17 protein-coding genes and 1 pseudogene are annotated in these 16648 nt (G+C 71.4%); 10 read left to right on the top strand and 8 right to left on the bottom strand.

The window, feature by feature from the left end:
- The first annotated feature begins 138 nt into the window (after nucleotides 1-138).
- Together ACWJ6R_RS04410 and ACWJ6R_RS04405 are read left to right on the top strand one after the other, a co-directional pair.
- A complete protein-coding gene (locus ACWJ6R_RS04410) occupies nucleotides 139-807 on the top strand; it encodes a response regulator transcription factor (RefSeq protein WP_012888073.1) in 669 nt (222 codons plus the stop codon).
- Nucleotides 808-810: 3 nt separating this feature from the next.
- On the top strand, nucleotides 811-2088 hold the full coding sequence (locus ACWJ6R_RS04405; RefSeq protein ID WP_449060951.1) for an ATP-binding protein: 1278 nt from the start codon (nucleotides 811-813) through the stop codon (nucleotides 2086-2088).
- 19 nt (nucleotides 2089-2107) lie between these two features.
- On the opposite strand, the gene ACWJ6R_RS04400 is transcribed toward ACWJ6R_RS04405, so the two are convergent.
- Entirely contained in the window at nucleotides 2108-2605 is a 498-nt protein-coding gene (locus ACWJ6R_RS04400; RefSeq protein WP_449060950.1) for a GtrA family protein, read from the bottom strand.
- 338 nt (nucleotides 2606-2943) lie between these two features.
- On the opposite strand from ACWJ6R_RS04400, the gene ACWJ6R_RS04395 reads away from it, so the two are divergent.
- From ACWJ6R_RS04395 to ACWJ6R_RS04380, 4 genes are all read left to right on the top strand, one after another.
- Entirely contained in the window at nucleotides 2944-4101 is a 1158-nt protein-coding gene (locus ACWJ6R_RS04395) for a 5-(carboxyamino)imidazole ribonucleotide synthase (protein ID WP_449060949.1), read from the top strand.
- A 44-nt stretch (nucleotides 4102-4145) separates the two neighbouring features.
- Nucleotides 4146-4628, top strand: a complete 483-nt coding sequence (gene purE / locus ACWJ6R_RS04390) for a 5-(carboxyamino)imidazole ribonucleotide mutase (RefSeq protein ID WP_449060964.1) — start codon at nucleotides 4146-4148, stop codon at nucleotides 4626-4628.
- Between the two features lie 150 nt (nucleotides 4629-4778).
- On the top strand, nucleotides 4779-4982 hold the full coding sequence (locus ACWJ6R_RS04385) for a type II toxin-antitoxin system VapB family antitoxin (protein ID WP_189235370.1): 204 nt from the start codon (nucleotides 4779-4781) through the stop codon (nucleotides 4980-4982).
- Nucleotides 4979-5401, top strand: a complete 423-nt coding sequence (locus ACWJ6R_RS04380) for a PIN domain-containing protein (protein WP_449060948.1) — start codon at nucleotides 4979-4981, stop codon at nucleotides 5399-5401. Before ACWJ6R_RS04385 ends, ACWJ6R_RS04380 begins: the two co-directional genes overlap by 4 nt.
- A 55-nt stretch (nucleotides 5402-5456) precedes the next feature.
- Here the strand turns inward: ACWJ6R_RS04380 and ACWJ6R_RS04375 are convergent, their stop codons facing one another.
- Complete coding sequence (locus ACWJ6R_RS04375) at nucleotides 5457-5753, bottom strand: YciI family protein (RefSeq protein WP_449060947.1); 297 nt, start codon at nucleotides 5751-5753, stop codon at nucleotides 5457-5459.
- 64 nt (nucleotides 5754-5817) lie between these two features.
- Nucleotides 5818-7137: a UDP-glucose dehydrogenase family protein gene (locus ACWJ6R_RS04370; RefSeq protein WP_449060946.1), complete on the bottom strand. Its 1320-nt coding sequence runs from the start codon at nucleotides 7135-7137 to the stop codon at nucleotides 5818-5820.
- A 150-nt stretch (nucleotides 7138-7287) separates the two neighbouring features.
- Between ACWJ6R_RS04370 and ACWJ6R_RS04365 the strand changes: the two genes are divergently transcribed.
- The gene (locus ACWJ6R_RS04365; protein ID WP_449060945.1) at nucleotides 7288-8451 is read left to right on the top strand and encodes an acyl-CoA dehydrogenase family protein; all 1164 of its coding nucleotides are present in this window, start codon (nucleotides 7288-7290) and stop codon (nucleotides 8449-8451) included.
- Nucleotides 8452-8654: 203 nt separating this feature from the next.
- Here the strand turns inward: ACWJ6R_RS04365 and ACWJ6R_RS04360 are convergent, their stop codons facing one another.
- On the bottom strand, nucleotides 8655-9299 hold the full coding sequence (locus ACWJ6R_RS04360) for a vitamin K epoxide reductase family protein (protein WP_449060944.1): 645 nt from the start codon (nucleotides 9297-9299) through the stop codon (nucleotides 8655-8657).
- Nucleotides 9296-10078 (bottom strand): DsbA family protein, encoded by a 783-nt coding sequence (locus ACWJ6R_RS04355; RefSeq protein WP_449060943.1) that lies wholly within the window; start codon nucleotides 10076-10078, stop codon nucleotides 9296-9298. Before ACWJ6R_RS04355 ends, ACWJ6R_RS04360 begins: the two co-directional genes overlap by 4 nt.
- Before the next feature lie 364 nt (nucleotides 10079-10442).
- Here ACWJ6R_RS04355 and ACWJ6R_RS04350 point away from each other — a divergent pair, with 364 nt between their 5' ends.
- Nucleotides 10443-11942, top strand: coding sequence for an AAA family ATPase (locus tag ACWJ6R_RS04350; protein WP_449060942.1), 1500 nt, complete (start codon nucleotides 10443-10445; stop codon nucleotides 11940-11942).
- Between the two features lie 137 nt (nucleotides 11943-12079).
- Here the strand turns inward: ACWJ6R_RS04350 and ACWJ6R_RS04345 are convergent, their stop codons facing one another.
- Complete coding sequence (locus ACWJ6R_RS04345) at nucleotides 12080-12439, bottom strand: STAS domain-containing protein (RefSeq protein WP_449060941.1); 360 nt, start codon at nucleotides 12437-12439, stop codon at nucleotides 12080-12082.
- A gap of 57 nt (nucleotides 12440-12496) precedes the next feature.
- Nucleotides 12497-14008 carry an LCP family protein gene (locus ACWJ6R_RS04340; protein ID WP_449060940.1) on the bottom strand — a complete coding sequence of 504 codons (1512 nt, stop codon included), beginning with the start codon at nucleotides 14006-14008 and terminating at the stop codon, nucleotides 12497-12499.
- A gap of 64 nt (nucleotides 14009-14072) precedes the next feature.
- Between ACWJ6R_RS04340 and ACWJ6R_RS04335 the strand changes: the two genes are divergently transcribed.
- Complete coding sequence (locus ACWJ6R_RS04335; RefSeq protein ID WP_449060963.1) at nucleotides 14073-15095, top strand: ExoA family glycosyltransferase; 1023 nt, start codon at nucleotides 14073-14075, stop codon at nucleotides 15093-15095.
- A gap of 22 nt (nucleotides 15096-15117) precedes the next feature.
- On the opposite strand, the gene ACWJ6R_RS04330 is transcribed toward ACWJ6R_RS04335, so the two are convergent.
- Nucleotides 15118-15867 carry an IspD/TarI family cytidylyltransferase gene (locus ACWJ6R_RS04330; RefSeq protein WP_449060939.1) on the bottom strand — a complete coding sequence of 250 codons (750 nt, stop codon included), beginning with the start codon at nucleotides 15865-15867 and terminating at the stop codon, nucleotides 15118-15120.
- Nucleotides 15868-16016: 149 nt separating this feature from the next.
- Between ACWJ6R_RS04330 and ACWJ6R_RS04325 the strand changes: the two are divergent.
- Nucleotides 16017-16648 (top strand): annotated as a pseudogene (locus ACWJ6R_RS04325) (CDP-alcohol phosphatidyltransferase family protein); the annotation flags it as partial.

The raw sequence follows: 16648 nt of genomic DNA, 5'->3' as shown, positions 1-16648 counted from the left end.
ACCCCCGCTCCATGCCGCGCTGCGGGTGGTCTGTCCGGGATTTATCAGTGTTTGCCCAGGTCAATAGATAGGTCAACGGCGAGTCAAACCGCGCGCTATGCCCGGGAAACGATCGCCTAAGGTCCTACGATCCTCAACATGACCTGCGTACTTCTCGCCGAGGATGACACCTCGATCTCCGAGCCACTGGCGCGTGCGCTGCGCCGCGAGGGCTATCAGGTGGAGGTGAGCCCCGACGGCCCGCAGGCCCTGGAGCGAGCTCTATCGGGTGGCATCGACCTGATCGTTCTTGACCTCGGCCTGCCTGAGATGGACGGCCTCGAAGTGGCCCGGCGCATCCGCGCCGAAGGGCACGGCACGCCCGTGCTCATCCTCACCGCCCGCGTGGACGAGGTGGACACGGTGGTGGGCCTCGATGCCGGGGCCGACGACTACGTCACCAAACCGTTCCGCCTCGCCGAACTGCTGGCCCGGGTCCGGGCCCTGCTGCGGCGCGGCACCTCCGAGACGCCCGTGGTCCAGGGCGTGCGCATCGACGCCGACTCCCGCCGCGCGTGGATGGGCGACAAGGAGCTGCACCTGACGACCAAGGAGTTCGACCTCCTGCGGGTGCTGGTCCGCGACGCCGGCAAGGTGGTCACCCGCGAGCAGATCATGCGCGAGGTGTGGGACACCAACTGGTGGGGCTCCACCAAGACCCTGGACATGCACATCTCCTGGCTGCGCCGCAAGCTCGGCGACGACGCGGCCAAGCCGCGCTACATCACGACGGTTCGAGGGGTCGGCTTCCGGTTCGAACGCGAGTAGGGAATGCGCCGCCGCCTGCTCTCCTCGACCCTGCTCGTCGCGGTCATCGCGGTGCTCCTGCTCGGTATCCCCCTGGGGGTGGCGGTCAACCGCCTGATCCAGGAGGAGGCCATCCAGGAGCTGTCGGGGGAGGCGAAGAGCCTGCTCAACGAGGTGGAGTACGCCCGGATCCAGGAGCAGCCCATCACCCGCGAGCAGCTGGGGAGGAAGTATCCCGAGCGCTACGTCCAGATCTACGCCCGGGGGACTCCTCCTCAGGTGACCACGGTGGGCGCGGAGCCTCCCGAGAACCGCAAGATGAGCGCGGACGCCCAGTCGGAGAGCGGGGTCTACGTCTCGGTCAGCCGGGACAAGACCCAGGTCGAGCAGCAGGTCCGCGCCTGGCTCCTGCTCATCCTGGCGCTCGCGGCGGCCGCCATGGCGGTGGCGGTGGGGCTGGCGGTGGTGCAGTCGCGCCGCCTGACGCTCCCGCTCCGGGACCTGGCGATGATCGCCGAACGGCTCGGCTCCGGCGAGGCCCGGCCGAGCAAGCACCGCTACGGGATCCAGGAGCTCGACCGGGTGGCCGAGGTGCTGGACCGCAGCGCGACCCGCATCGCCGACCTGCTGGCCAGGGAGCGGGAGTTCGCGACCGACGCCTCCCACCAGCTCCGGACGCCGCTCACCGGCCTGACGATGCGGCTGGAGGAGATCGTGGCGGCCGCGGACGACCCCAGCGTCGTCAAGGAGGAGGGCGAGGCGGCGATCGTGCAGGCCGAGCGGCTCACCGCGGTCATCGACGAGCTGCTCGCCGCCGCCCGGCGGCAGCGCCACGCCCAGACCGCGGTGGTCGACCTCGACGCCCTGCTGGACCAGCAGTTCATCGAGTGGGGACCGGCCTTCCGCCGGGACGGCCGCAAGCTGGTGCTGTCCGGCACGCGCGGCCTGCGGGCCCTGGGCACCAGCGGCGGCATCAGCCAGGTGGTCTCCACGCTGATGGAGAACTCCCTGCGGCACGGCGGCGGCCCGGTGACCGTGACCACCAGCAACACCGGCAAGTCCATCGTGATCGAGGTCGCGGACCAGGGACCCGGCATCACCGACGACCTCGCGCCCCGCGTCTTCGAGCGGAACATGAGCGGGGCCGGGGGCACCGGTCTCGGGCTGACCCTGGCCCGCGCGCTGGCCGCCGCCGACGGCGGCCGCCTGGAGCTGGTACGGCCCCGCCCGGCGGCCTTCGCGATCTTCCTGCGCCCGGTCGGCGACCCGGGGAGGAACCGGGTGGTCAGCGGGCCCGCGTGATCCTGGTGCGGGCTCCGGCTCAGCGGGTCTCGCGGGTCCGGGTGTTCTCGGGCTCGGGCAGCTCGCGCGGGGTGTCGAGGTCCTCGGTGGCGGCCAGGAAGACCCACTTCTTGTAGGAGAAGAAGCGGAACATCGTGCCCAGGCCGATGCCGATGAGGTTGGCGACGTTGATGCTCAGCGGGTCGTTCAGCCCGAGGGTGTGGCTGGTGAAGCCGAGGATGAGCAGGCCGATCAGCAGGGCGACGCCGTTGAGCAGGAAGAACAGGAAGTACTCGCGGGTCAGCCCGCTCTGCTCCCGGTGGCGGTAGGTCCAGTAGCGGTTGCCGAAGTAGGCGAAGGTGGTGGCGACCGAGGTGGCGACGACCTTGGAGGTCTGGACGCCCCAGTCCAGGCCGTACTGGAGCAGGTTGAGGCCGCCGACGTCGATCAGGAAGGCGAAGGCGCCCACGGTCCCGAATTTCGCGAGCTCGTGCACCAGTTCGGCGAACCGCTCGTAGGCGTGTCTGAGAAACCGCACGTTTCCTGCACGATCCTTTCTCGGGTCGGCTGCGGCTCCGCCGCGCGGCGAGACCTCGGGCACTTCCCTCAGGCTACCGGGAGCCCCAGGGGCCCCGTCCGGTGGTCTGCCGGACGGACATCCCCTTACCCAAAGAACGTTTCCACAAATGTCATGTGAAGACGGATGAATCCGCAGAGTCGAGAATAGGGACTGCGGCTGTTCTCCGCCGAGGGAACCGACGCGACCGTGCGAACCATCGCGAACCGGTGTGAAGCCGCGTGTACCGGCGTGAAGCCGGACCGACCCGTGCCCGCCCGTGCCTGCCGGTGTACCGGGGGCCGGTAAGCTCGGCGGACGTGAGCAGCCCTTCCTTGACCGGTCCCCACGGGCCCGTCGTCGGCATGATCGGAGCGGGCCAGCTGGCCCGGATGACCCAGCAGGCGGCCATCGCCCTGGGCGTGGAGCTCCGTGTGCTGGCCGGCTCCCGGGACGAGAGCGCGGCCCGGGTGGTCGCCGACGTACGACTCGGTGACCACCGCGACCTGTCCGACCTGCGTGACTTCGCCAAGGGGTGCGACGCGCTCACCTTCGACCACGAGCACGTGCCCACCGAGCACATCGAGGCGCTCCGGGCGGACGGCTTCGCCGTGCACCCCGGGGCGGAGGCGCTCGTGCACGCCCAGGACAAGGCCGTCATGCGCGAGCGGCTGACCGCGATCGGCGCCCCGTGCCCGGCCTGGCGGCGCGTCGCCACCGCCGCGGACGTGGAGGGGTTCGCCGCGGAGCACGGCTGGCCCGTCGTGCTCAAGGCCGTGCGCGGCGGCTACGACGGCCGCGGCGTCTGGATCTGCCGGTCGGCCGCCGACGCCGCGGAGGTCCTGGCGAGCGGGGTGCCGCTGCTGGTCGAGGCGTTCGTGCCGTTCGAGCGGGAACTGGCCGTGCTGGTCGCCCGCTCCCCGCACGGGCAGGGCGTCAGTTACCCGGTGGTGGAGACCGTGCAGCGCGACGGCATCTGCGTGGAGGTGCTCGCGCCCGCGCCCGGCCTCGACCCGGAGGTGGCCGCGGTCGCCCAGCGGATCGCCCTGGAGATCGCCAAGGACCTCGGCGTCACCGGGCTGCTGGCCGTGGAGATGTTCGCCACCGCCTCCGGGCTCGTGGTCAACGAGCTGGCCATGCGCCCGCACAACAGCGGCCACTGGACCATCGAGGGAGCCCGCACCTCCCAGTTCGAGCAGCACCTGCGCGCCGTGCTCGACCTCCCGCTCGGCTCGCCCGCGCTGACCGCGCCGGTCGTGGTGATGGCCAACCTGCTGGGCGGCGAGGACCCGGACGTCTTCTCCCGCTACGAGCACGTCATGGCCCACGACCCCGGCATCAAGGTCCACTTCTACGGTAAGGAGGTACGGCCCGGCCGCAAGATCGGGCACGTCACCGCCCTGGGCACCGACCTCGACGAGGTCCGCGCCCGCGCCCGGCACGCCGCCGTCTACCTCTGCGAAGGGACCTACACGTGAGCACCGCACAGGACGGCGCGGCCGTTCCGGCCGTCGGCGTCGTGATGGGCAGCGACTCCGACTGGCCGGTGATGCGGCTCGCCGCCGAGGCGCTCGCCGAATTCGGGGTGGCGTTCGAGGCCGATGTCGTCTCGGCGCACCGCATGCCCGACGAGATGATCGCCTACGGCGCCCGGGCGGCGGAGCGCGGCCTGAAGGTGATCATCGCCGGGGCCGGGGGAGCCGCTCACCTGCCCGGCATGCTCGCCGCGGTGACCCCGCTCCCGGTGATCGGCGTCCCCGTCCCGCTGAAGTACCTCGACGGCATGGACTCCCTGCTCTCGATCGTCCAGATGCCCGCGGGCGTCCCGGTCGCCACCGTGGCCATCGGCGGCGCGCGCAACGCGGGGCTGCTGGCCGTACGGATCCTCGCGGCGGCGGACGCGGAGCTGCGCGCGAAGATGGAGCGCTTCCAGGCGGACCTGCGGGATCAGGCCCACGCCAAGGGCGCCCGGCTCCGCGAGGAGGCCGCCCGGCTCGGAGGCTGACCGCGGAACGGCTTCTCCGCTCCCTTGCGGGGGATCCGGCGTACTCGGATCACTGCGGGGGTTCCCGGGGAAAGGCCGCGCCGCATAGGCATATTCCGATGTACATTTGACACATTGCAATATGCCTGGAGGGGTGCCGTGAGCCGAACGATGATCGATCTGGATGACGAGCTGGTGGCCGAGGTGGCGAAGGCGCTGGGGACCAGCACGAAGAAGGAGACGGTCAACAGTGCTCTGCGCGAGGTGCTGGAGAACCGGCGTCGCGCGCTGGCGCTGGCACGGCTGCGCGGCGCCGCGGCCGAGGGCGGCTTCGACCTGGAGCTCTTCGAGGAGAAGGGGAACTACCGGCGGTGAGTCCCGCGCAGTTCCTCATCGACACCAGCGCGCTGGCCGGTCTCATGCGGAAGGAGGCCGAGACCTACGGCTGGGACCAGGCCGTCGCGGCGGGACTGGTCGCCGTATGCCCGATCACCGAGCTCGAGTTCTTCTACAGCGCGCGATCGCAGGCGGACCGCGAACGTGGGATCGAGGACATGCGGCAGTTGTTCGGATGGGTGCCCGTCGACGATCGTGTCTACGACCGCGCGTGGCAGGTCCAGGGCATGCTCACGGCGCAGGGATGGCATCGCGGCGCCGGACCGGTCGATCTGGTGGTGGCGGCGACGGCAGAGCTGCGTGGGCTCACCTTGCTGCACCGCGATCACGACTTCGACCGCATCGCGGCGGTCACCGGCCAGGCGCTCCAGTGGTACGGGCCCGGGGTGGGAAAGTAGGACGGCACCCGTCTCCTCGCCGCGTCCTACCCGGTGATCTCCCGTCCGGGTGCCGTCAGGCGGGCGGCCGGCGGTACGGCTCCAGGGCGGGGGCGGTCCTGGAGGCGGTGAACTCGGTGACGCGGTAGGCGCAGATCCGGGCCGTGACGAACGGGTCCGACGCGACCAGCGCCTCCGCCCCGGCCCGGTCGAGGCCCGTGGCGAGGATGATCCCGCCGTCCCGCGGCACCTTGCGGCCCGAGGCCAGGAAGAACCCGGCCGCGTACTGCCGGTCCAGCCAGGCGACGTGCGCCTCGAGCAGGGCGTCGGCCTCCTCGGCGGGGACGAGGTAGGTCAGTTCCAGGACGAACACGCGGGGTCCTCCCTCGTGGGGGCTGAAGGGCGAGGGCGGAAAAGCGGGCCGGGGACGGGCGAGGTCAGGGGCGGCCGAGGGCGCGGTAGTGCCAGCCGGCGGCGCGCCAGGTCTCGGCGTCCAGGGCGTTGCGGCCGTCCACGATCTTCCGGGAGGCGACGACGGAACCCAGCTCCTCGGGGTCGAGGTCGACGAACTCCTGCCACTCGGTCAGCAGCAGCACCACGTGGGCGTCGCGTGCGGCGTCCAGGGCGGAGGCGCCGTAGGAGAGCTCAGGGTGGGCGCGGCGGGCGTTCTCCTGCGCGACGGGGTCGTAGACGGTGACCTTGCCGCCCTGCTGGGCGATCTTCACGGCGACGTCGAGGGCGGGGGAGTCGCGGATGTCGTCGGAGTTGGGTTTGAACGCCGCCCCCAGCACGGCCATCGTGCAGCCGCGGAAGGAGCCTCCGGCCAGCTCGCGGGCGAGGTCGACCATGCGGGCCCGGCGGCGCATGTTGATCGCGTCCACCTCGCGCAGGAAGGTCAGCGCCTGGTCGGCGCCCAGCTCCCCGGCGCGGGCCATGAAGGCGCGGATGTCCTTGGGCAGGCAGCCGCCGCCGAAGCCCAGGCCCGGGTTGAGGAACCGGCCGCCGATGCGCTCGTCGTAGGAGAGCGCCAGCGAGAGCTGCTTGACGTCGGCGTGCGCGGCCTCGCAGACCTCGGCCATGGCGTTGATGAAGGAGATCTTGGTGGCCAGGAAGGCGTTGGCGGCGACCTTGACCAGCTCCGCGGTCGGATAGTCGGTGATCACCAGCGGGGTCCCGTGCTCCAGCATGGAGGCGTAGACCTCGCGCATGATCTTCTCGGGCTTCTCCGAGTGCACGCCGAGCACGATCCGGTCCGGGTGCAGGGTGTCCTTCACGGCGAAGCCCTCGCGCAGGAACTCCGGGTTCCAGGCCAGCTCGGCCGCCTCGCCCGCGGGGGCGAGCCGCGTCAGCTTGTCGGACAGGCGCTGAGCGGTGCCGACCGGCACCGTGGACTTGCCCACGACCAGGCACTCGCGCTTCAGGTGCGGGGCGAGCGACTCGATCACGGCGTCGAGGTAGGAGACGTCCGCGGCGTACTCGCCCTTCTTCTGCGGGGTGCCGACGCATACGAAGTGCACGTCGCCGAAGTCCGCGGCCTCGGCGTAGGAGGAGGTGAAGCGCAGGCGGCCGTTCGCGAGGTTGCGGCGGAGGATCTCCTCCAGACCGGGCTCGTGGATGGGCAGGTTCCCCGCCTGGAGGCTGGCGACCTTGGCGGCGTCGACGTCCAGACCGAGCACCTCGAAGCCGAGCTCGGCCATGCACGCCGCGTGCGTGGCACCCAGGTATCCGGTCCCCAGCACGGTCAGGCGATAGGCCACGGTGGATCCTTTCGGTTCTGCCCAATCCGACCCGCACAGGGTATCGGCATCCTTGACCGGAACTTTGCCGCCCCGACCTGCGCGGGGTAGCGGCGCACATCACAGGCCGCTGGTCGGTGCCCACTTTGTTGGACGTCCTAGTATTTTCCCATGAGCTTCCCTCTCTACGCGCTGCCCGAGGAGCACCAGATGCTCCGGGAGACCGTCCGTGCCCTCGCCGACGAGAAGATCGCCCCTCGGGCCGCAGAGGCCGACGAGACGGGCGAGTTCCCCTGGGACTCCTACAAGGCGCTCGCCGCCGCCGACCTGCACGCCGTACACGTGCCCGAGGAGTACGGCGGCGCCGGCGCCGACGCGCTCGCCACCGTGATCGTCATCGAGGAGGTGGCGCGCGCCTGCGCGTCGTCCTCGCTGATCCCCGCCGTCAACAAGCTCGGCACCGTGCCGCTGCTGCTGTCGGCCTCCGAGGAGCTCAAGCAGCGCTACCTCGCGCCGGTCGCGCGGGGCGAGGCGATGTTCTCCTACGCCCTGTCCGAGGCCGAGGCGGGCAGCGACGCCGCCGCGATGAAGACCCGCGCGGTGGCCGACGGCGACCACTACGTGCTCAACGGCGCCAAGATGTGGATCACCAACGCCGGGGTGTCGGAGTACTACACGGTCATGGCCGTGACCGAGCCCGGCGCCGGTGCGCGCGGCATCTCCGCGTTCGTCGTGGAGAAGGGCGACGAGGGCGTCAGCTTCGGGCCGAAGGAGAAGAAGCTCGGCATCAAGGGCTCCCCGACCCGGCAGGTCATCATGGAGGACGTCCGCATCCCGGCGTCCCGGATGATCGGAGCCCCCGGCACCGGCTTCAAGACCGCGCTGGCCACCCTGGACCACACCCGCATCACGATCGCGGCCCAGGCGCTCGGCATCGCCCAGGGCGCGCTCGACTACGCGGTCGGCTACGTCAAGGAGCGCAAGCAGTTCGGCAAGGCAATCGCCGAGTTCCAGGGCGTGCAGTTCATGCTCGCCGACATGGCGATGAAGCTCGAGGCCGCCCGCCAGCTCACCTACGCCGCCGCCGCCAAGTCCGACCTGGCCATGCACGGCGAGCCCCAGGCCGACCTCACCTTCTTCTCCAGCGCCGCCAAGTGCGCCGCCTCCGACGCCGCCATGGAGATCACCACCGACGCGGTCCAGCTCCTCGGCGGGTACGGCTACACCAGCGAGTTCCCGGTCGAGCGGATGATGCGCGACGCCAAGATCACCCAGATCTACGAGGGCACCAACCAGGTCCAGCGCATGGTCATGGCCCGCCAGCTGCTGAAGTAGGCGGCTGAACGGCGAAGGCGCTCTTCCCGCCGAGATCGTCCCGGGACTCTTCCAGTCTCGGGGCGATCTCCATGAGGGCCCTGTTCCGCGGAGGTTCCGTGGGAGGTCCGTGAGGCGCGGAGCGGGGGCGGAACGGAGGGCGTCCTGCGCCCGCTGGAGGGAGCGGGGGCGGGTCCGTTCGGGTGGGACCGTTCGCTCCGGCGTCATGCCAGCAGCGCGGGGCCGTACTTGAGGACGACCGCCAGGATCAGGACCAGGATCCAGATGGCGACGGCGATGGCGTCGAAGTCGGCGTCGATGAACCGGAGCGCCGCCGCCTGCGCGCGGGGCGGCAGCGGCAGGTTGCCGTCGCGGACGTTGACGTGGGTCAGCGTGAAGAACACCAGCGTCGTGGACACGGTCACCAGCAGGCACCACGGGCACAGCGCGCCGATCACGAACATCGACTGGTGGAACAGCCAGTACGCGAAGACGAGGCCGAGGGTGTAGACCGTCTGGGCGGCGAGCATGAACCAGCGCGGGAAGCGCACGCCGCCCAGGCTCGCCACCGCGATGGTGATCACGACCGGCTCGGCCACCAGCCCCAGGAAGGCGTTGGGGAATCCGAACAGCTGCGCCTGCCAGGACTCGGCGACGGTGCCGCAGCTGATGACGGCGTTGATGTTGCACGACAGGCTCGTGCCGGGGTCGGCCGCCAGCAGCAGCGCGTCGACGGACAGCACGAAGGACGCGGCCAGGCTCACGCAGGCCGACACCAGCATGGTTCCGAAGATCCAGGCGTTGCTGTGCCGGAAGCGGTGCAGGCGGGCCAGCACGGTGGTCGGTGCGGTGGTCGGTGCGGTGGTCATCGCGCGTCCTCGGCCGCGGTGACGGCGGCGGTGACGGCCGCGGTCAGCGGGCCGGCGGTGTACAGGTCGCCCTCGAACCGCGCGCCGTTGATCTTCACGGTGGGCGTGCCGGAGATCCCCGTTTCGAACACCGAGGTGGTGGAGGAGGCGACCCACGACTCGAAGAGCCGGTCGGCGAAGGCGTCGACGACCTCCTGCGGCACTCCGGCCTCGCGGGCCAGATCGGCGATCTCGTCGTTGGACAGGCCGCGGCCGCCCTCGGCGGGCTGCCGGGCGAACAGCGCGGCGTTGAAGGGCAGGACCTTGCCGGGCGCCCGGTCGGCCACCGTGGCGACCGCGTTGGCGGCTCGCGTCGAGTACTCCGTACCGCTGGACATCCGGTCCAGGAACGAGAGCGGATACAGCTCCAGGCGCACCGTGCCGTCGGCGACCAGCCGGTCCAGTTCGGCGCTGTTGGCCTGCTCGAAGCGCCCGCAGAACGGGCACATGTAGTCGAGGTAGACCTCCAGCTTCACCGGCGCCGCGGCACTGCCGAGGGCCAGCGCCCCACCGGGCGTGGCGATCGCCGGAGCGGCCTTCGCGCCCTGCGGGGCCGCACCGTCCCGGGAGCCCGCGGCTCCGGCGGCGTTGACGAGACCGATCACGATGGCGGCCAGGAGCAGCACGATGACCATCCCGCCGGCGCCCGCGATCAGGCGGTTCCGCTTCTTCCTGCGGAGCTCGGCGGCGGCCCTGGCGCTGCGTAGCTCACGGGACTTGGTCCGTGCCTGCGTACTCATGGTCTCGTCTCCCGTGCTTCCCGCCGATGAAAGGTCGGGCACCATGGCGGAGGCGTCGTCCGCCTCTCGCCGGGCGCACGGGCATGGCCCTGTCCGCACTCGATGGTGGTGCCTGCCCCCAGTCTGCGGTGACCCGCCCTTCCCGGGCCGGAGGCCAAAGTCCCTCACCGCCCCGACTTCCGTCCTGGAGCGGACGATTCGGACGTGGTCAGGAAGCCGGGGTACGGCCCCGGCTTCAGCCGTGGGGAGGGGGCCGAGTGCGCGGCGCCGGTGGACCGGCGAAGGTCGCCGAGGCGGCCGATCGGGACATCTATACAGAACTGTACTACTGTGAAGTATGGTTCCGTGAAGTACAGCTCTGTTGATGGGGATCGGAGGAGTGATGGTGGCCAAGCCGGACCGGGTCTTCGACCGGGGGAGAGAGTGGGAAGGGCTGGTCTCCTTTCTCGCCGGAGGCCGCACGGGTGCGGTCCCGGGTGGTGCCGCCCTCGGGGTGGTCAGCGGACGGCGCCGGCAGGGGAAGAGCTTCCTGCTCCAGGCTCTGGCGGAGGAGATGGGCGGGATGTACTTCGCCGCGACCGAGGCGACGGAGGCCGAGTCGCTCAGGCTCTTCGCGGAGGCGCTGACCCGGCACACCCGTGAGGTCGTCGAGCACCCCTTCCGCGACTGGAACGACGCGATCAGCCGACTTCTCCGAAGTTTCCGCGACCGGCCGGTTCCGGTGGTGGTCGACGAGTTCCCGTTCCTGTCCAAGGTCTCTCCCGGCCTTCCGTCCATCATCCAGCGCGAACTCGGCCCCGGAGGAAGCGGCCGGGAGAGTACGGCGCGGCTGCTGCTCTGCGGTTCCGCGATGTCGGTGATGGGCGGGCTCCTGGCGGGGCAGGCACCGCTCCGCGGGCGCGCGGGCCTCGAACTCGTGATCCGGCCCTTCGGCTACCGGGAGGCCGCGGCGTTCTGGGGGATCACCGATCCGCGATTGGCGGTCCTGGTCCATTCGATCGTGGGTGGAACCCCGGCCTACCGGCACGAGTTCACCCAGGGCGACGTGCCTGCCGATCTCGCCGATTTCGACTCGTGGGTGGTCAGGACCGTCCTGAACCCGCAGAAGCCGCTCTTCCGGGAGGCGCGTTATCTCCTGGCGGAGGAGTCGGACATCCGGGACCCGGCGCTCTACCACTCGGTGCTCGCGGCCATCGCCGTGGGCAACACCACCAATGGTGGTATCGCTGGTTATGTCGGTCGCAGATCCGATCAGCTGACCCATCCGCTCAACGTGCTGGAGGACTGCGCGCTGATCGCGCGGGAGCCGGATCTCTTCCGCGCCGGACGCTCCCGTTATCGCATCACCGAGCCATTGATCACCTTCTATGAGGCGATCATGCGTCGGCGTTGGCCGGAGCTGGAGATCCACCGGGCGGAGGGCGTCTGGGGATCGGTCCGGCAGAGCTTCCTCGCTCAGGTCGTCGGTCCGCATTTCGAAGCGCTCTGCCGGGACTTCGCGCTGAGCGCCGGTGAGAGCCTGTACGGCGGGTTCCCCTCGGAGGTCGGTTCCGGAGCGGTGAACGACTCGGCCAACCGGGCGCAGATCGAGATCGACGTGGCCGTGCTCGCCGCGCAGGAACCCGGACGGCCCCGGCGGATCCTCTCACTCGGCGAGGTGAAGTGGGGTGAGGTGATGAGCCACCATCACGTGGCGCGGCTGGCCAGGGCGCGTGACCTGCTCGGGGTGAAGGGATACGACGTCCAGGACACGGTCCTGGCCTGCTACGGCGGTTCCGGTTTCACGGACGAGCTGAGGTCGTCGGCGGCCGAGGACGCTCGCATCCTCCTGATCGGCCTGGACCGGCTCTACTCGAACGGGTGACGGCCGCGGGCCCGCCGAGGACCTTCGGAGCGAGCGGGCGCGGGCATCCGGAGAGAGCCGCCCGGGGTCGGGGCCTGCCCGGGGACCGAGGGACTCCGCGGCAGGGGGTTCGGGGCGCGGTGCCGGAGTGGCCGGGGTCAGGCCGCGGTGTCGAAGGCGCCGAAGGCCTCGTCCACGCTGCCGCGCATCTCGAAGTGGCGGTCGAGACCGGTGATCGTCAACAGCCGCGTGACCATCCCCGGGGCCGGCACGAGGATGAGGCGGCCCCGGGAGTCGCGGATCCTGGTGAGCGCGTTCACCAGGATGCCGAGGCCGACGGAGTCGCAGAACGGCATCTCGGTCAGGTCCATCACCACGCAGGGGCGGTCGGAGGCCTCCAGGACCTGGTCGACCGCGGCCCGGAACCTCGGGGCGGTCGCCATGTCCAGCTCGCCCTTCACCCGGATCACCGTGTAGGAGTCTCTGCGCCACGTCCGGACATCGAATGCAAGGACCACGATCATCACCTCCGCCGGGTTCCTCTGCCCGAGACCGGTGGGGTTATGCGTTGTATGTCACTTCTTGCAGATGTTCTGTGTCGCGGTCCTGGCGGTGGGCGAAGCGGTGGGGGCGGCGGTGGCCGGGGCGGTCGGGGTGGTCGGGGCCTCCGCGACGGTGACCTTCTGCACGCCCGAGTACTTCCGCCCGAGGATGACCTCGATGCCGTCGCCGAGCTCATCGATGAGGCGCGGTTCCGCACCGGGGATGGCGGCGGCCACGGTCCGGGCCGAGTCCTCGCGGCCGGGGCCGTACCGGACGACCGGGGCGTCGTAGTCCCTGCGCTGGGTGTTCCCGGCGGCCTGGGGGACGAGGAAGCCGGCCTTGAGCAGGGCGTCCCTGGCCCGCGCGCCCAGACCGGTGATCGTCGTGCCGTTGAGCACCTTGAGGGAGATCCGCGAGGGCGGCACCGTCAGCGCGCCGGCCGAGGGGGTGGCGGCCGGGGTGGGTTTCGGCGTCGCGGCCTTGGCGGGCCCGGACGGCCCGGTGAGCGGCTCGTCGGCGGCGATCCTGCGGAAGAGCGCGCGGGCGGCGGCGGTGTCCCAGAGCACGGCGGACTCGCCGGTCGGGGTCTTGTGGTCCACGTCGGCGATCGGGACCGTGGCGAAGGCGACGTCGTCGGTGGAGACGTCCTTGAGCTGCTCGGCCAGGCCGAGCAGGTCCTGGCGGAGGGCGTCGTCGACGCGGATCGTGGAGAGCACGGTGTCGAGGAAGCCGGCGAGCCTGCCGGGATTGGTCAGCGTGTCGCTGCTCAGCGCCTGGTTCAGCAGGGCGGAGATGACCTGCTGCTGGCGGTCGATGCGGTCCAGGTCGGAGCGGGCGGTGGCCCGGGTGCGGGCGTAGGCGAGGGCCTTGACCCCGTCGAGCTCGTAGGTGCCAGGCTGGAGCGTCAGAGCGGTCTTCGGGTCGTTGATCGCGACCGGGGTGCAGACCGAGACGCCGCCGAGCGCGTCGACCACGTTGATGAAGCCGAGCACGTTGACCTCGACGTAGTGGTGGATCGTCAGGCCGGTGGCGTTCTGCACGGTGCGCACGGCGAGCTTGGGGCCGCCGAGCTGGTAGGCGGCGTTGATCTTGTGCTCGCCCTTGCCGGGTATGGTCGTCCAGGTGTCGCGGGGGAGGCTGACCACGGTGACCTTGCGGTGGTCCTCCGACAGGTGGATCACCATCATGGTGTCGGTCCGCTGCCCGGACTCGCGGCCCAGCTTGAGCTGGTTCTGCTGCTTGCGGGTGAGGTCGTCGCGCCGGTCCACGCCGACGAGCAGGATGTTCATCGCACCGGTGGAGCGCGCCCCCGGGACGCCCGCGTCGACCGGGACGATCTTCCTCGTGGTGAAGTCCGTCAGCGCCCAGGCGGCGCCGGAGCCGGCGAGGACCAGGACCGAGAGCGCCCCGGCCGCGAGCAGGTTGCGCCGCCGGGAGCGAGCACCCCTGGCGGACCTGCGGTCGCGCCTCGGAGCCACCCGGACGCCTCCGTAGGCGTCGCCGCCCACGTGCACACCCGAGTCCTCGTCTTCCGGGTCGCGCATCAGCCCCCCTAAGCTCTGACTGGGTCGATGAGGTACCCGTTCGTACAGTAGCGTGAGCGACGCCATGAAGCAGTTCCCCGACTCGCCCGCGCCGGCGTCGTCTCCCGAGACACGCGTCTGGCCCCCTGTCTCCGTCGTCATCCCGGTGCTCAACGAGGAGCGCCACCTACGGGAGGCGGTGAACCAGGTCCTCTCGCAGAAGTACGGAGGACCCATCGAGGTCGTCCTGGCGATCGGTCCTTCCCAGGACCGGACCCAGGAGGTCGCCGACGCGATCGCGGCCGAGGACCCCCGGGTGACCGTGGTCCCGAACCCGACCGGTCGCACCCCCAACGCGCTCAACGCCGCCATCGCCGCGTCCCGCAACGGGATCATCGCCCGGGTGGACGGCCACGCCATGCTCCCGGAGGACTACCTCCAGGTCGCGGTGGAGACGCTGGAGGAGACCGGCGCCGACAACGTGGGCGGAGTGATGGCCGCCGAGGGGATCACCCCCTTCGAGCAGGCCGTGGCCCGGGCCATGACCTCCAAGATCGGCGTCGGCGGCGCCCGGTTCCACACCGGCGGCACCGCGGGCCCGGCCGACACGGTCTACCTGGGCGTGTTCCGGCGCGAGGCGCTGGACCGGGTCGGCGGCTACGACGAGCACTTCCAGCGCGCCCAGGACTGGGAGATGAACCACCGCATCCGCTCCACCGGCGGCCTGGTCTGGTTCCAGCCCCGGATGCGCGTCTCCTACCGGCCGCGGCCGAACATCAAGGCCCTCGCCAAGCAGTACTTCCACTACGGCCGCTGGCGGCGCGTGGTCGCCCGCACCCACGAGGGCACGATCAACCTGCGCTACCTGGCGCCCCCGGCGGCGGTGCTCGCCATGCTGGCCGGCCTGCTGGTCTCGCCGTTCTTCTGGCCGGGCCTGCTGATCCCCGGCGGCTACGTCGCGGCGATCGTGGCCGGTTCGGCGGTGACCGGCAGCGGCCTGCCGCCGGGCGCGCTCCTGCGGCTCCCGCTCGTCTACGCCACCATGCACGTCTCCTGGGGCTGGGGCTTCCTGACGAGTCCGGCGAGCCTGGCCAGGCCGGAGCGCTGATCCTCGCTCCGGGTCCCGGGCCTCAGGAGCCCGGGGTCCCCGCGGCGAACCGCAGGAGCGTCTCGGCGACGAGCACGTCCACGGGATGGGTGACCTTCATGTTGAGCTCGCTGCCCGGCACGATGTGGATCGGCACCTCCGGCAGGTAGCGCAGCACCACGCCGCAGTCGTCGGTGGCCGGCCGCTCCGCGAAGCCGGGGTCGGCCAAGGCCCTCTCGTAGGCCTCGCGGATCACCGGCAGCCGGAAGCACTGCGGCGTCTGGGCCCGCCACAGCCGCGACCGGTCCGGGACGTCGCCGACGGTCTCGCCGTACGGCCCGGGCGCGGTCACCACGATCGTGTCGGAGCTCGGGACGGCCACCTCCACGGCCGGATGGATCCTCAGCGCCTCCGCGCACGCGGTGATGATGCGCGGCTCCAGCAGCGGCCGCGCGGCGTCGTGCAGGAACACGTCGCAGTCCCGGCCGCCCAGCGCCTCCAGCGCCCGCCAGGTGGTCTCGGTACGGCTCGCGCCGCCCTCCAGCACCCGGCCGACCTTCCCGAAGCCGTTGCGGGCGACGAGCCGCTCCACCTCCCCGGTGAAACCGGGGGTCATCAGCACGAGGACCTCGTCGATCTCCGGAGCGGCGTCGAACACGCCGATCGTGTGCTCGATGATCGTCTTTCCGGCGATCTCGATGAGCTGCTTGGGGGTGTCCCGGCCGACCCGCTGGCCGACCCCGCCCGCGAGGACGACTGCGACGGCGCGGCGGCGTGGTTGAGGAAGGGTCAAGGCGGAAATCCTCCGGTGATGCGCGTAGTGCGAGGTTAGCGGTTGGGCGCGCCGGTCGCGCTCCCGTGATATCCCGTCAGGATCTCGCTACGCTGGGTGCGCTCTCCCCGATTCGCACGGTGACCCCATCGGATGCGAAGGAGCCCGGCTTGCGCGACTCCACCCCTGTCCCCCCGTCTCCGCCCCCGTCCTCCGGAACCTCCCCGACGACCGCCGTCATCCTGGCCACCACCGCGGCGGCGTCGTCGCGCTGCGGTGACGGCACCCTGGTCGATCGGCTGACCGCCCAGCTCGGCACGCTCCCGGTCCGGGAGGTGCACGTGGTGGGCCGGTCCGGCGCCGTCATCCGCGCCTCCGACGGCACCCACCTGATCGGGTCGGACGGCTCCGCGGGGCTCGCCGACGACCTGCGCCGGATCGCCCGGGTGGCGCGTGAGGCCACGGGGCCGGTGGCCGTGCTGGCGGGGGACCTGGTGGCCCACACGGAGTCGCTGGCCGTACTGCTGGACCATCCCGCGCGCGACACCGGGGCGGTGGTGGCGGAGGCGGCGCGGGAGGACGGTGACGGATCCGGCCCGCTGCACCCGCCGGTCCGGGTCGAGGACGGCCGGGTGGTCGCCGCGGGCCTCCCCGGGCAGCGGGTCGCCGGGGCCAACGGCACCTTCCGGGGCGTGCTCCAGGTGGGCGGCGACGACCTGGAGAGCCTCGCCGCGGTCGCGGAGGAACTGGCCGCGCGGGCCGAGGGCGGAGGGTACGGGCGGGCCCGGCGGACCCGGCTCCC

It is taken from the genome of Planomonospora algeriensis, assembly GCF_977012225.1.
This window is presented reverse-complemented; position numbering and strand designations above follow the sequence as displayed.

Coding starts and splice junctions, on each gene's coding strand:
- ACWJ6R_RS04350 (WP_449060942.1), top strand. CDS start 10,443: ATGGGGATCGGAGGAGTGATGGTGGCCAAGCCGGACCGGGTCTTCGAC.
- ACWJ6R_RS04410 (WP_012888073.1), top strand. CDS start 139: ATGACCTGCGTACTTCTCGCCGAGGATGACACCTCGATCTCCGAGCCA.
- ACWJ6R_RS04405 (WP_449060951.1), top strand. CDS start 811: ATGCGCCGCCGCCTGCTCTCCTCGACCCTGCTCGTCGCGGTCATCGCG.
- ACWJ6R_RS04355 (WP_449060943.1), bottom strand. CDS start 10,078: ATGAGTACGCAGGCACGGACCAAGTCCCGTGAGCTACGCAGCGCCAGG.
- ACWJ6R_RS04335 (WP_449060963.1), top strand. CDS start 14,073: ATGAAGCAGTTCCCCGACTCGCCCGCGCCGGCGTCGTCTCCCGAGACA.
- purE (WP_449060964.1), top strand. CDS start 4,146: ATGGGCAGCGACTCCGACTGGCCGGTGATGCGGCTCGCCGCCGAGGCG.
- ACWJ6R_RS04340 (WP_449060940.1), bottom strand. CDS start 14,008: ATGCGCGACCCGGAAGACGAGGACTCGGGTGTGCACGTGGGCGGCGAC.
- ACWJ6R_RS04385 (WP_189235370.1), top strand. CDS start 4,779: ATGATCGATCTGGATGACGAGCTGGTGGCCGAGGTGGCGAAGGCGCTG.
- ACWJ6R_RS04360 (WP_449060944.1), bottom strand. CDS start 9,299: ATGACCACCGCACCGACCACCGCACCGACCACCGTGCTGGCCCGCCTG.
- ACWJ6R_RS04365 (WP_449060945.1), top strand. CDS start 7,288: ATGAGCTTCCCTCTCTACGCGCTGCCCGAGGAGCACCAGATGCTCCGG.